Genomic DNA, 13,907 nt, shown 5'->3' with positions numbered 1-13,907 from the left:
TATTGTGCCAAATCTGCGACGCAAACGATACCGTATCAGCAAAACAAAAAGGGGCCGTAGCCCCTGGATGGATTTATTTAACGCTGGTTTTACTGAAAGCCGTCTGGAGCACCGCTACCAGCGCATCGTTCTGCGACTGGGTCAACGGCTTACCTTTGGAATCGATAAATTGCAAACTGGTACGGTTATTCAAATCACCGACCTGCAGTTTGTAATCACCCTCTTTCAGTTCAGGATCTTTCGCGCCCAACGCATCCCAATCACTGCTGCTCAGGGATTTGTAGGTTACGGCGACGGTACCCTGCGGACGGCTGCGGTCACCCACTTTCATCCCCAGTTTTTCCAGTGCCGGTGGCAAACGATCCCACACTACCGTGTACGGCGCACGCACGATCAGCATCGGCAAGCCGGTGTCATCCGAGCCGCTCTGCACATCCAACACGCCAATACGGTTGGCGGACTGGCTGCTCGACAGGTTGTCCTGCTTGTCCAGACCTTCAACGATGGTGTTCATCATCATACCGTTGTAGCGCTGAATTTCAGAAGGTTCGGTAACCTTGTCGGTTTGCCCTTGCTGACGCAGTTCGAGGGTTTTTACCACCAATGCTTGCTGGTAACCCTGTTTCTGCACCGTGATCTGGTAGCGGCCTTCGTACTGGTTGTCTTCATCCAGACGGTTCCATTTCACCCAGTCGGTGGTCAGCGTTTGGCTGGCATCCGTACGTGAAGCGATCGGAATGTTTTTGCTCTGCAACAGGCTAGCGACGCGGGACCACAGGTTATCGTTCTGCGGGCTGCTTTCCAGCAACAGCGTGCCGCTGTCACCCACATATTGACCGCGGGAACCGCTCAACAGTGCCAACGGCTGTACCGGTGGCCGGATATCCAGTTGCTTGCCAACAGCGCCTTTCTGCGCGTTTGCCGGAACTTCATAATTACCGGTTTGGACCGGCAGGATCAGGCCGGACGGCGCGCTCATCGGTTTGAGCGGTGCGGCGTCAAGATAGGCCTCATCGCCACTGACCTGGCGTTTGTAGCGCTGATCGGTAGAACAAGCCGCCAGCGTCATCACCAGCGCTAATCCCACGACCGTTGCTAGCGTCGACTTTTGCAATGAATAAGCCATCAAATCTCCCTAAGAGTTACAGCAAACCGGCGCTTTTCAACGCACGCTCCACGACAGGACGGGCAGCGTCGGTCAACGGCGTCATAGGCAGACGCATCGTATCGGTTGCCATCAATCCCAATGCCTTACAGGCCCATTTCACCGGAATTGGGTTTGCTTCTACGAACAAATCCTGATGCAAAGGCATCAAGCGCTGATTCAAACGGCGGCCTTCGGCAAAGTCGCCTTGCGCCGCCAGGCGGCAAAGTTCGACCATTTCACGTGCTGCCACGTTGGCCGTCACGGAAATCACCCCTTTGCCACCCAGTTGCATGAAGTCCAGACCGCTGGCGTCGTCGCCGCTCAGCAAAATGAAGTCTTCATCATCAACCAGCACTTGGATCTGACTAACACGACTTAAGTTCCCTGTTGCCTCTTTAACGGCAACAATATTCTTAATTTTGGCCAAACGAGCGATGGTTGGCGGCAGCATGTCACAACCGGTGCGTGAAGGCACGTTATAGAGGATCTGCGGCAGATCGGTGCTTTCGGCAATGGCTTTGAAATGCTGATACAGACCTTCCTGGGTCGGTCTGTTGTAGTAAGGCGTGACCGACAGGCAGCCCACGACACCGGTATTGCTGAAACGCTGCGTCAGTGAGATAGCCTCGCTGGTGGCGTTGGCACCCGTGCCGGCGATCACCGGAATACGGCCTGCGGCCAGTTCCAGCGTCTGCAAGACCACGTCCACATGTTCGTCATGGGGCAGCGTAGCGGACTCGCCGGTAGTACCTACGGAAACGATCGCCGCGGTCCCACTGGCCACATGATAATCAATCAGTTTTTTTAGGCTCGCACGATCGACAGCACCTTTGGTGTCCATCGGCGTAACCAGTGCAACAATACTTCCCGTAAACATTGGCCGTCCCCTTCACAAACAAGTTACCCATGGTACTTTTGTCACCTATCCAAAAGCAAGCAAACAACGTGTCTAAGCGCTTGGCAGGCGGTTTTTTTTGTGTTTACCATGGTAACCCCATTCAGTACGACAGGAAGCTGCATTTTGCCTAAGCCTGATGAACACTATCTGGTGATCACCGCACTGGGCGCCGATCGCCCCGGTATCGTCAATGCCATCACCCGCCACGTCAGTAGCTGTGGGTGCAATATCGAAGATAGCCGTCTGGCCATGCTGGGTGAAGAATTCACCTTCATCATGCTGCTTTCAGGTAGCTGGAACGCGATTACCCTGATCGAATCCACTTTGCCGCAAAAAGGCGCCGAGCTGGATTTACTGATCGTGATGAAACGCACAAACTCGCAAGAAAGACCGCCAATGCCAGCTACAGTGTGGGTACAGGTTGAGGTAAAAGACTCCCCGCATATCATCGAGCGGTTTACCGGTCTGTTTGATTCGAGCCAGATGAACATTGCCGAGCTGGTGTCACGGACTCAACCAGCACAGGGGGAGCAGCCCTCCCAGCTCTATATCCAGATCACCGCCCACAGTTCCGGTGGTCAGGATGCGACAAATATTGAACAAGCCTTTTATCGCCTATGTACAGAATTGAATGCACAAGGCAGTATTAGCGTAGTGAACTATCCACAGCATGATGAGAGAGATGGAGAGTAGTTATGAGCCCATTGAAAGCCGGTGATACAGCGCCGAAATTTAGTTTACTCGACCAGGATGGCGAGGAAATTAACTTGGCCGACTTCCAGGGACAACGAGTACTGGTTTACTTTTATCCTAAAGCCATGACGCCTGGTTGCACCGTGCAAGCCTGCGGGTTACGGGATAACATGGATGAATTGAAAAAGGCGGGCGTCGAAGTGCTGGGCATCAGCACCGATAAACCCGAAAAGCTCTCGCGTTTTGTTGAGAAAGAACTGCTCAATTTCACGCTGCTATCCGACGAAGATCATCAGGTAGCTCAGCAGTTTGGAGTTTGGGGCGAGAAAACCTTCATGGGCAAAACCTATGACGGTATTCACCGTATCAGTTTCCTGATCGGCACCGACGGCAAGGTTGAGAAAGTATTTGACGATTTCAAGACCACCAACCACCACGAAATCGTTCTGAACTACCTGCAACAGTAAAAGGGTAAAGCGCAGCAACTGATGCTGCTGCGCTTTATTTTCCTCACCTCACCTCATCACCCACATCCACCAGCATGTCATCCGGCCAGGCGTGGATCACCGCTTTCACCAGCGTCGCCAACGGAATGGCGAAGAATACCCCCCAGAAACCCCACAGGCCGCCAAAGATAATCACCGAGAGAATGATCACCAGTGGATGCAGGTTGACCGCTTCGGAGAACAGGATCGGCACCAACAGGTTGCCATCCAACCCTTGCACCACCAGATAAGCGATAATCAGCGTCCAGAAATCGGCACCAATGCCCCACTGGAACATCGCAACCACGACCACCGGGATCGTCACCAGCACCGCACCGATATAAGGGATCAGCACCGAGAGGCCAACCAACACCGCCAATAGCAGGGAATAGCGCATATTCAGGATGAAGAACACCAGATAGGTCGCCACCCCGACGATCACCATCTCCAGCACCTTGCCGCGAATATAGTTGGTGATCTGTTGGTTCATCTCGATCCATACCTGCCCTGCCAGCCCACGGTTGCGCGGCAGCACGCGGCGGACGGCATTGATCATCTGCTCTTTGTCCTTCAGCAGGAAGAACGCCATCAACGGTACCAGGATCAGATAGATGGCCAGCGTCAGCAGCCCAACCAGTGAGGCCAGCGAGAATTTCACCACCGATTCTCCCATGCCCGACAGGCGCTCACGCAGATTCTGCGCCATCATATCGATGATGCCCGCGTCCACCAGCGCCGGATAGCGTGTCGGTAAGGTCGCCGCATAGTTGTAGAACTGATTGAGCATGCCCGGTAAATCGGTCATCAGGTTAATGCCCTGCTGCCAGGCGGTTGGCGCGACCACGAAGACCAACAGCATGGCAATACCGCCAAACACGATCAGCATGATACTTGCCGCCCAGGTGCGCGAACATCCCAGGTTCTGAAGGCGTGCGGTAGGCCACTCCAACAGGTAAGCAAGCACCAGCGCCACCAGCAAGGGGGTCAAGATACCGTGCAAAAAATAGAGGATGCAGAACCCGGCAACCAGGATCACCAGCAGCGCAATGGCCTGCGGATCGGTGAAACGGCGTCGGTACCACTGTAATAACATCTCCAACATCAGAGATTGCTCCTTATTGCATCAATGGGGGTGAGGCTCGCCAATCCCTACGCGGCCGAGCAGGTATGACATGATTTTTAAATCATTTTAGCCCGGTTATCACCGTGCAAGCGTTTCAATCTGGGTTGTGGCTGGCTATGATGTGATAGCGTTTTACCGCTCAGGCGCACGATCCCTTGAAAATGCATTTTGTGAGCCAACGCACTTTCGCGATGATTGTACTGGAGAGTCTGTCATGGAAGAAGAACTCTTATCTGATGCAGGCGTCTTATACACTATGAATTTCAAGCGGCAGCTTGAAAGGCGACGGGTAAAGTTGATGACTTTAATGAGGGAATGACCTGACTATGACCATCCGGTTGACTAAAACAGCGTTAACAGTCCTGTTGCTCGGCTCGCTTTGCACCTCTGCGTTGGCGCCGGTTAACGCCCAAACGCAAGACCAACTGCCGGATATGGGGACTTCTGCAGGGGGAACGTTGAGCATCGGCCAGGAACTGACCATGGGCGATTTTTACGTGCGGCAGCTACGCGCTAGCGCCCCGTTGATCAACGATCCATTATTGACCCAGTATATCAACCAGTTGGGTAACCGACTGGTCGCCAGCGCCTATTCGGTGCGCACCCCGTTCCACTTCTTTCTAGTCCGTAACGATGAGATCAACGCCTTTGCCTTCTTCGGTGGCAACGTGGTGCTGCACTCGGCCCTGTTCCGTGAAACTGACAACGAGAGCCAACTGGCCTCAGTCCTGGCGCACGAAATCTCTCACGTAACCCAGCGCCATCTGGCCCGGGCTATGGAAGACCAGCAACGCAACGCGCCACTGACCTGGGTGGGCGCACTAGGCTCTATCCTGCTGGCGATGGCCAACCCAACCATGGGTATGGCGGCGCTGAGCGGTACGCTGGCTGGAACGCAGCAGGGGATAATCAGTTTCACTCAGGCAAACGAACAAGAGGCTGACCGTATCGGTATTCAGGTATTGCAGCGCGCCGGGTTCGATCCCGAAGCGATGCCAGACTTCTTGCAAAGGCTGGCCGATCAGTCCCGCTATGCCTCAAAACCGCCGGAAATGCTGCTGACGCACCCGTTGCCAGACAGCCGGCTTTCGGACGCCCGCAACCGCGCCAACCAAATGCCACGCCATCTGGTGCAATCCAGCCAAGATTATCTGCTAGCACGGGTACGTACGCTAGGCATGTACAGCTCGGAAGGCTATGGTCTGAGCGAAGACGTGCTGGACACTTACAGCAAAGGCAACATTCGCGAGCAAATAGCTGCCAAATATGGCCGGGCTATCCTGTTCTATGAAGCCAAGAAACACGACGAAGCACGCAATCTGATTCAACCGCTGCTGGCAAAGGATCCGAAAAACGTCTGGATGCTGGATCTGCTGACCGACATCGATCTGGGTCAGAATAAGGCCGCTCAGGCCATTGCTCGCCTTGAGGCGGCCAATGCGGCGCAAAGCAATAATCCGGTGTTGCTGCTCAACCTGGCGAACGCCTACGTTGAGGGCAATCAACCCGCTCAGGCGTCAAAAATCCTCAACCGTTATACCTTTGCCCATCCGGACGATCCCAACGGCTGGGATCTGTTGGCTCAGGCCAGTGCCGCCCAAGGTCTGCGCGATGAAGAACTCTCCGCCCGGGCAGAAAGCCTGGCGCTGGCTGGCCGTCTGGATCAGGCGATAGGTTTGCTCAGTAACGCCAGCTCATTGCAAAAGCTGGGCAGCCTCAAACAGGCTCGTTATGACGCGCGGATTGACCAACTGCGTCAGTTGCAAAAAACCTTCAGCAAGTTCCAACGCACCTGATTTGAACAAGGAAAGAGAAAAGTTGAAAAACATCACTATTTATCATAACCCACGCTGCTCAAAGAGCCGTGAGACGTTGGCACTGCTGGAACAGCATGGCGTCAAACCGCAGGTGGTGCTGTATCTGGATACGCCGCCTCCCGTCGCCGAGCTGAAAAAGCTGTTACAACAGCTCGGTTTCACTTCGGCCCGTGAGCTGATGCGCAAGAAAGAAGATCTCTACAAGGAGCTGGATCTGGCGGATGAAACCCTGAGCGAAGAGCAACTGCTGCAAGCGATGGTGAGCAATCCGAAACTGATCGAACGCCCAATCGTGGTCACAGGCGGCAAAGCCCGTATTGGCAGGCCACCGGAGCAGGTACTGGAGATCTTGTGATCCCGTGACGGCAAGCCGGGCGATTATTAGCGCGTTGCCGCACAGGACAGCGACACCGCCGCAAATGAACAGCCCCCCAAAAGTTGGACACCAACTGAGTAAGATTGGGCGGGAGTTTACGGCGGGTTTCGCTAAAGATTGGAAATGAGGACTAGTGACTCGCTACAGCCCCAGGATTTCCTTCACAAACGGAATGGTCAGCTTGCGTTGTGCAGTGATCGAAGCGCGATCCAGCTGATCCAGCGTCATAAACAGCGTGCGCATTTCACGATCCAGGCGCTTGAGCAGGAAACGGCCCACGTCTTCCGGCAGTTCGAAACCACGCAGTTTGGCGCGCAACTGCAACGCCTGTAGTTTCTCTTCGTCCGACAGTGGCTGCAGCTTGTAGATCTGCCCCCAATCCAGGCGCGAGGCCAGATCCGGTAAATGCAGATTTAGTTGGCGCGGCGGACGATCGCCAGTGATAAACAGGCGGGTGCGGCCGGTTTCCAGAATGCGATTATAGAGATTGAAAATCGCCATTTCCCATTCCTCATCACCGGCAATGCACTCGATATTATCGATACAGACCAACGCCAGCTGTTCCATGCCGTCCAGCACTTCGGGCACAAAATAGGCCCGCTTATCCAGAGGCACATAGCCTACCGCTTCGCCACGCTGTGAGAGTTCGGCACAGGCCGCATGCAGCAAATGGCTGCGTCCCCCACCTTCACGTGACCAGAAATAGATGTAGCTACCATGCTCCTGACGGACTGCGGATTGGATCGCGGCTAATAAGGATGGGTTCTCACCCGGATAAAAACTGGCAAAAGTTTCATCATCGGGTAGATAAAGTGGCAGTGAAAGCTGTGCCGGCGTATTCAGAAAAGCACCTCAACCAAAACTGGCAGGAAAACGCGCCCAGTCTAACACAGAAAGTGACTGCTGTTGAACCCACAGTGAGAACTACGGGCTCGCAGTCAGAGTTTGCATGTTTTTTAATCATATTGCTGTTTGCAAGACCGGCGTGTTCAAAAAATAACCCATCTACCTTGCGGCTACTTAAATACATCTCGGCTACTGGCTTATATATTAAAGAGCAATCATTCACACCTTGAATTTAAAAGTAATCCTATAACACACCCTCCACCTCTTTATTATTAGAAATGCGATCGGCACCCTATTTTTATTTAAATTAGCACCTATAATCGCAGCCAAATAAACATAAATAGAGGGTAACCTGATGTTTGGTTTTAAAAAAGTAATTGCTTTATTAATAACATTTCTTGGCGCAATATCCGTATCCACAGTCAATGCAACCGAATTATCAGCCTGGCCAACAGAACAGGCTAAAATGCTAAATCAGCTGATTACTGAACGTGCCAATAAAGGCGACTTTGCCGTGTTTGATATGGATAACACCACCTATAAAAACGACTTGGAAGAGTCGCTGCTCCCCTACCTGGAAAATAAGGGGCTATTGATGCGGGAAAAAATCGATCCTTCATTAATGCTGATCCCCTTCAATGATAGTCTTGGCGAACCCGAAAGCCTTTACAGCTACTATCATCGCCTGTGCGAGATGGACGATTTGATCTGCTACCCCTGGGCGGCACAGATATTTTCCGGCTTTACCTTAAGGGAGTTAAATCAACATGTTGACGACCTGATGGCGCTGAAAGAGAAAATACCGGCCAACTTTATTCAGGACAATAAACTACACCAGAAGGACGTGGAACCACCACGCCCGCTGCGCGGAATGCAACAGCTGTTTGCCAAACTGCAAGAAAATGGTATTGAAGTCTACATCATGAGTGCCGCACATGAAGAGCTGGTACGCATGATCGCCAGCAACCCGAAATATGGCTACAACGTCAAGCCACAAAATGTAATTGGCGTAAATACCCTGTTGGCAAACCGCAAAACCGGCGAATTGACTACGGCACGCAAGCAAATAAAAGCAGGGAATTACCACCCGGAAAAAAACCTGGACTTGGCGATAACACCTTATATCGTCAACCCAATGACCTGGTTTGAAGGCAAAGCCGGCGGTATTTTAGGCTATATCGACCAGTGGAAAAAACCGATTTTAGTCGGCGGTGATACCCTCTACTCTGACACCTATATGTTATTCAACAGCACCGATACGCAAATCGGCCAACGGCTCTGGATCAGCAGAAATCCGGCAACCTTAAAACAGTTGAAACAACTGCAACAAGATGCTGCCGCCCAGCAGAAAAAAGTGGGCCAGCCAGTTACCGCCGATAAAAACTGGATCGTAGTTAATCAGCAAGATATTGAGTAACGGCTGAGCAGATAGCACAGCGATGGTGGTGAACAATTAGACACCATCAACGATAAAGCGATCTATTTTGTTGTCGGATTTGTCTTATCCCGCCAAGCTGTTCTAAGATCAATCTCACAAACTCTGATGACCGAAAGGAGCTAGACCGTGAAATCGTGGAATAAAGTGCTATTGGCCTCAATGGTGGGCTTACTGCTGGTGGGCTGCGATGATGCCAAGGTTGATTCCCATCTGGATAAGGCCAAAGACAGTGCCGAACAAATGAAAGATGCGGCAGCAAAGAAAGCGGATCAACTGACCGACGATGCCAAAGCCAAAGCGGATGAGATCAAGCAGGCAGCGGCGGCCCAGACGGAACAGCTGAAGGACCAAGCCTCCGCCATTAAAGAGGACGCAGCCAAGCACGCAGATGCCCTTACTGATGATGCCAAGGCCAAGGCCGCAGCGATCAAACAGGATGTAGACAAGCAAAGCCAGCAGCTGATCGACCAAGCCAAAAACATCAAGACCGATGCGATTAACGGAGCTAACGATCTGGCGCAGCAGGCCAAAGCAAAAACCGAACAGCTCAAAAACAGTATGGACAATAAAGCTCAACAGGCCGACGGTAAAACCGAACAACCGGCCCAGCCCGCCAATCAATAAAAAGATTTGCTCTATATGGGCGCGGCACACATGCTGCGCCCTGTTTAGCTACCCGACCGTCATTTCTTTCCGGCCTTCCCACCAGCTTGATTTACCAAAACCGGTGATAAAGTGTCTGATATGCCCACCATCAATTAAGAAAAAATCTCGGAGCTTTAGGCAATAGATAGAAAGATTATTAAAACCACGCCACGACTCGGATTTTATATCCACAAACGTTGAACAGATGGCGGATGAATTTCAATGCACAGAAAATCGAGCATCACTTAATAAACAAGTGAACAATAACCTGCTGAAATCATCAAGAAATGCGAACATCCCCACTCAGTTTGAGAGCTCATCCGGGTAGCATAAGCTACGTTATCTCATGCCGTTTATTATTAGCCTGATCTTCTTATTGGTTTATAGCTAACCGTTAAATAATGACTCTCTCTCACATCAAGATGGAAACTGTATTACTCTCTATAGCTATCCTGATCATTTATCCCCAACTTATGTCAATTCAAGAGAACACGGCAGTAAAGTCGTGTGCCAACGCCCCAAAAAACATAGCGAAAATGGTATGTCGAGTGACACGAAATGCCAAGTTGGCAACAAAAATCTCTGGTAGACCAGAGCGATGCCACACTATTGTACTGTTCCCGCATCTGATACGCAGGCAATATGGAAAACTGGAGTAAGGGTAAACCTCCTCCGCTCCTTTCTACTGCAGCAAAGCTCTGCACCTGAGCGCCTCACGTTACCCGCTTACTCTTAGGCACTATATGGATGTCAAATTAAAGTGGGATAAGACTTTACTTATAATGGGAATAATCCTATCCTTATAAGTGGAATTCATTACTCAGAGGATTGAGATGGTTGGTTACTACTTGATAGATAAAAAGATAATTTTCAATATTGTTGACGGGGAAATTTTCAACCTTAATGAGCCAGAAGTAAAAGTAAAGCTTTCCAACCCGGCGGCTAAATGCTTACAGAAAATCATTGATGCAGATCATGAAATTGTCTCTCCAGATGAATTTATCGATGACATTTGGGGACAAAAAGGCGTCATTGTAGGCACTAATACCCTATATCAGCATATCTATATTCTGAGAAAACACCTTTGCTCACTGGGGTTAGATAAAAACATTATTAAAACAACTCCGCGTTCCGGGTTTAATATCCCGCAAGAATTTATTACTGAGCCATTTCAGTATGAAGTTGAATGCGTAAAGCAAGAAAATCCTCAAGAACAACCCCAAGAGGTGGAAGAAAAACCAGCATTAGTAATCAATGAGTTACCTAAGAAAAATCACAGTTTTCCAAGAAAACGCAGCCTCTATTATTTAGTGATGATTTTCACCCTTATCACTGCCTTATCAATTTATATTTACAACACCAAAAAATCTTTAGAAGTCAATTACACATTAATAGGAAAGTATCAATATTGTAATATCTATAGAGAAGATGGGCAATTCACCCTCTCAGATATCAAATCAAGAATTGATATTCACAACATACAGTGCAATAAAGAAGGGAACCAGTCTTTGTATTACTTTGGAAATCCTACAATTAAAAGAGAATCAATTTTCTTATGTGATAATCGCATTGATAGTGATGCTAGAAGCAATTGTAAATCATATCATTGGACTGGCTATGAAAACTAAAGTCATCATTCCATTAGTAATGTTAATATGTGCTATTCTAGCCGTAGCGTATTACTTTTTTTACGCAGAAAATAAAACGAAAACTATCTCTTGCGAATCTAAGCTTTACTTTAAATTTTTCGTACCAAAACCTGAGGTGGTTGCCAATTACAATATAATAGTAAACTTAAAAGGCGACAGCGAAAAAAATGATGGAAGAGGTAAATTCTCAATAACTGCAAACTTCTATGATGGGAAGAACACGTACTATATCAGGCGTGATATCATTGTAAGCTACGAAGTTGATGATAATGGGTTATATTTCTTTAAAACCCTCTATATCAATAAATATGCCAGAGATACCATCCCTGAAATTATTGAAAAACGCCTTGTGCCAGATGTTTTTTCCAAAATAAACAGCTTGTCAGGCTACACCATACGCCCAGCAGGTAAGCAAGGGTACTTTATCTATGAAACCGATATTCCGGTCTTTTACTGTAATCGGTTATAATCAGGCAACCTTTGGCAGATGCACTACCCTGTTGCCCAATTATCCGTGCCAACAACCCGCTATCAAGGCGCAGAAAGCAGGCGATAGCGGGCCAAGAGACATCACCTGGCCATAAAGCCAATATTCCCATCGTTAAGGTGGACAATATTGGCACAATAATGACCAGCAGGCTAACGGGCCTTTGCCGGCTATTTATGGTCCAGTCGCTCTTCTGGCACATCGATCACTTCTTCTTCCTTGCGGTACAGGCTGATCAGTTTGAACAGCAGGCTCAGGCCGATACCGACGATGGTCGCCAATGCCATACCTTTCAGCTCCGCCGCACCGATATGCACTTTCGCGCCGCTAACGCCGATAATCAGGATCACCGAAGTCAGGATCAGGTTCTGCGCCTTGTTGTAATCCACCTTGGATTCGATCAATACGCGGATCCCCGAAGCGCCAATGACACCATACAGCAACAGGGAAACGCCGCCCATCACCGGCACCGGCACCACCTGGATCGCCGCCGCCAGCTTGCCTACGCAGGAAAGCAGAATGGCCAGAATAGCCGCTCCACCGATCACCCAGGTGCTGTAAACCTTGGTGATGGCCATGACACCGATGTTCTCACCATAGGTGGTGTTAGGTGTAGAGCCAAAGAAGCCGGAGATCACGGTAGAAATCCCGTTGGCAAACATTGAGCGGTGCAGACCGGGGTCGCGCAACAGGTCTTTCTTAACGATGTTCGCCGTGACGACCAAATGGCCAACGTGTTCGGCAATCACCACCAATGCCGCCGGCAGAATAGTGAAAATGGCAAACCACTCAAAGCGTGGCGTGTAGAAGGTCGGCAAGGCAAACCAGTGTGCTTCACGGATAGGCGTCAGATCCACCACGCCCATAAAGAACGACAGCGCATAACCTACCAACACCCCGATCAGGATCGGGATAATCGCCAGGAAACCACGGAACAGCACCGAACCCAATACGGTAACGCCCAACGTCACCAGTGAAATAGTGATGGTTGTGCTGTCTGCGGAGGAGCCTTCCGCCGGTAACAGCCCGGCCATGTTGGCCGCCACGCCCGCCAGTTCCAAACCGATGACGGCAACGATTGCGCCCATCGCCGCAGGCGGAAACATCACGTCCAGCCAGCCGGTTCCAGCCTTCTTGACGATCAGCGCTACCAGGCAGAACAGCACGCCACACATGATAAAGCCACCCAGTGCGACCTCATACCCCAGCGGCAACAACAGCAACACCGGTGAAATAAACGCAAAGCTGGAACCCAGATAGGCGGGTATCTTGCCCTTACAGATAAAGAGATACAGCAATGTCCCCACGCCGTTGAACAGCAGCACCGTCGCCGGGTTTATCTTGAACAGGATCGGCACCAGCACGGTGGCCCCGAACATGGCAAACAGATGCTGGAAGCTGAGTGGGATGGTCTGGAACAGCGGTGGGCGTTCACTAACGCCGATGGCGCGACGGGTCATGGGGTGTTTTTCCTCTGAGTTAGTATCAGTTGTGTTGGCTTGGTGATAAATGCTCAATGGATTGCCAGGCTTGGCAGTACAAAGGGCATTAAAAAGCCGACTCTCAGGTCGGCTTATTTATTATTTGGTACCAAATATCTTATCGCCTGCATCACCCAGGCCAGGCACGATGTACCCTTTGTCATTCAGACATTGATCGATCGAAGCGGTATACAGCTCAACATCCGGATGCGCTTTCTCCAGCGCGGCGATCCCTTCAGGCGCAGCGACCAGCACCAGCACCTTGATGCTGCTGCAACCGGCCTTCTTCAGCAGGTCGATAGTGGCGATCATCGAACCACCGGTAGCCAGCATTGGGTCAACCACCAGCGCCATGCGCTCGTCAATGTTGGAAACCAGTTTCTGGAAATAAGGCACCGGCTCCAGGGTTTCTTCATCACGATAAACACCAACCACGCTGATACGAGCGCTCGGCACGTGCTCCAGCACTCCTTCCATCATGCCCAGACCGGCACGCAGGATTGGCACTACGGTAATTTTTTTCCCTTTAATCTGCTCAACTTCAACCGGCCCACACCAGCCTTCGATGGTGACTTTCTCTGTCACCAGATCGGCGGTCGCTTCATAGGTCAGCAAACTACCCACTTCAGAAGCCAGCTCACGAAAGCGTTTGGTGCTGATATCGTGTTCGCGCATCAGACCAAGCTTGTGCTTAACCAGCGGGTGCTTCACCTCAACGATCTTCATCATTTTTCTCCTATTAAGGTGGTTGACGGCCAAAAAAATCGCCGGATTATACCGCCTTTTTCTCCCGACGCCACTACCAATAGCCGGATCGAGATC

Annotated in this window: 14 protein-coding genes; 8 read left to right on the top strand and 6 right to left on the bottom strand. The window is 50.7% G+C overall.

Features of this window, described 5'->3' with window-relative positions:
• Positions 1 to 73 precede the first annotated feature (73 nt).
• Positions 74 to 1,126, bottom strand: a complete 1,053-nt coding sequence (gene bamC / locus ABIE29_RS15390) for an outer membrane protein assembly factor BamC (protein ID WP_429619618.1) — start codon at positions 1,124 to 1,126, stop codon at positions 74 to 76.
• Between the two features lie 16 nt (positions 1,127 to 1,142).
• The gene (gene dapA / locus ABIE29_RS15385) at positions 1,143 to 2,024 is read right to left on the bottom strand and encodes a 4-hydroxy-tetrahydrodipicolinate synthase (RefSeq protein ID WP_429619617.1); all 882 of its coding nucleotides are present in this window, start codon (positions 2,022 to 2,024) and stop codon (positions 1,143 to 1,145) included.
• Positions 2,025 to 2,132: 108 nt separating this feature from the next.
• On the opposite strand from dapA, the gene ABIE29_RS15380 reads away from it, so the two are divergent.
• Positions 2,133 to 2,738, top strand: a complete 606-nt coding sequence (locus ABIE29_RS15380) for a glycine cleavage system transcriptional repressor (protein WP_429619637.1) — start codon at positions 2,133 to 2,135, stop codon at positions 2,736 to 2,738.
• A gap of 2 nt (positions 2,739 to 2,740) precedes the next feature.
• On the top strand, positions 2,741 to 3,205 hold the full coding sequence (gene bcp / locus ABIE29_RS15375; protein ID WP_021178751.1) for a thioredoxin-dependent thiol peroxidase: 465 nt from the start codon (positions 2,741 to 2,743) through the stop codon (positions 3,203 to 3,205).
• Between the two features lie 43 nt (positions 3,206 to 3,248).
• Here the strand turns inward: bcp and ABIE29_RS15370 are convergent, their stop codons facing one another.
• A complete protein-coding gene (locus ABIE29_RS15370) occupies positions 3,249 to 4,325 on the bottom strand; it encodes an AI-2E family transporter (protein ID WP_429619616.1) in 1,077 nt (358 codons plus the stop codon).
• Between the two features lie 347 nt (positions 4,326 to 4,672).
• Between ABIE29_RS15370 and ABIE29_RS15365 the strand changes: the two genes are divergently transcribed.
• Both ABIE29_RS15365 and arsC read left to right on the top strand, forming a co-directional pair.
• Positions 4,673 to 6,142 (top strand): beta-barrel assembly-enhancing protease, encoded by a 1,470-nt coding sequence (locus ABIE29_RS15365; protein WP_429619615.1) that lies wholly within the window; start codon positions 4,673 to 4,675, stop codon positions 6,140 to 6,142.
• A 22-nt stretch (positions 6,143 to 6,164) separates the two neighbouring features.
• A complete protein-coding gene (arsC, locus tag ABIE29_RS15360; protein ID WP_429619614.1) occupies positions 6,165 to 6,518 on the top strand; it encodes an arsenate reductase (glutaredoxin) in 354 nt (117 codons plus the stop codon).
• A gap of 162 nt (positions 6,519 to 6,680) precedes the next feature.
• Here the strand turns inward: arsC and hda are convergent, their stop codons facing one another.
• Positions 6,681 to 7,382: a DnaA inactivator Hda gene (hda, locus tag ABIE29_RS15355; protein ID WP_024484905.1), complete on the bottom strand. Its 702-nt coding sequence runs from the start codon at positions 7,380 to 7,382 to the stop codon at positions 6,681 to 6,683.
• 358 nt (positions 7,383 to 7,740) lie between these two features.
• Here hda and ABIE29_RS15350 point away from each other — a divergent pair, with 358 nt between their 5' ends.
• From ABIE29_RS15350 to ABIE29_RS15335, 4 genes are all read left to right on the top strand, one after another.
• On the top strand, positions 7,741 to 8,802 hold the full coding sequence (locus ABIE29_RS15350; protein ID WP_429619613.1) for a haloacid dehalogenase-like hydrolase: 1,062 nt from the start codon (positions 7,741 to 7,743) through the stop codon (positions 8,800 to 8,802).
• Between the two features lie 147 nt (positions 8,803 to 8,949).
• A complete protein-coding gene (locus ABIE29_RS15345; protein ID WP_429619612.1) occupies positions 8,950 to 9,447 on the top strand; it encodes an E3 ubiquitin--protein ligase in 498 nt (165 codons plus the stop codon).
• Positions 9,448 to 10,301: 854 nt separating this feature from the next.
• The gene (locus tag ABIE29_RS15340) at positions 10,302 to 11,096 is read left to right on the top strand and encodes a winged helix-turn-helix domain-containing protein (protein ID WP_429619611.1); all 795 of its coding nucleotides are present in this window, start codon (positions 10,302 to 10,304) and stop codon (positions 11,094 to 11,096) included.
• The gene (locus ABIE29_RS15335; RefSeq protein WP_429619610.1) at positions 11,086 to 11,586 is read left to right on the top strand and encodes a hypothetical protein; all 501 of its coding nucleotides are present in this window, start codon (positions 11,086 to 11,088) and stop codon (positions 11,584 to 11,586) included. The genes ABIE29_RS15340 and ABIE29_RS15335 overlap by 11 nt, the downstream gene beginning before the upstream one ends.
• A 188-nt stretch (positions 11,587 to 11,774) precedes the next feature.
• Here ABIE29_RS15335 and uraA read toward each other — a convergent pair whose 3' ends face one another.
• Both uraA and upp read right to left on the bottom strand, forming a co-directional pair.
• On the bottom strand, positions 11,775 to 13,064 hold the full coding sequence (uraA, locus tag ABIE29_RS15330) for a uracil permease (RefSeq protein WP_429619609.1): 1,290 nt from the start codon (positions 13,062 to 13,064) through the stop codon (positions 11,775 to 11,777).
• Positions 13,065 to 13,184: 120 nt separating this feature from the next.
• A complete protein-coding gene (upp, locus tag ABIE29_RS15325) occupies positions 13,185 to 13,811 on the bottom strand; it encodes a uracil phosphoribosyltransferase (protein WP_024484908.1) in 627 nt (208 codons plus the stop codon).
• Positions 13,812 to 13,907: the final 96 nt, after the last annotated feature.

This window comes from Serratia sp. 2723, assembly GCF_050434425.1.
Lineage (GTDB): Bacteria > Pseudomonadota > Gammaproteobacteria > Enterobacterales > Enterobacteriaceae > Chania.
Note: the sequence above shows the minus strand (reverse complement) of the source record. Positions and strands in the feature narration are given on the sequence as shown.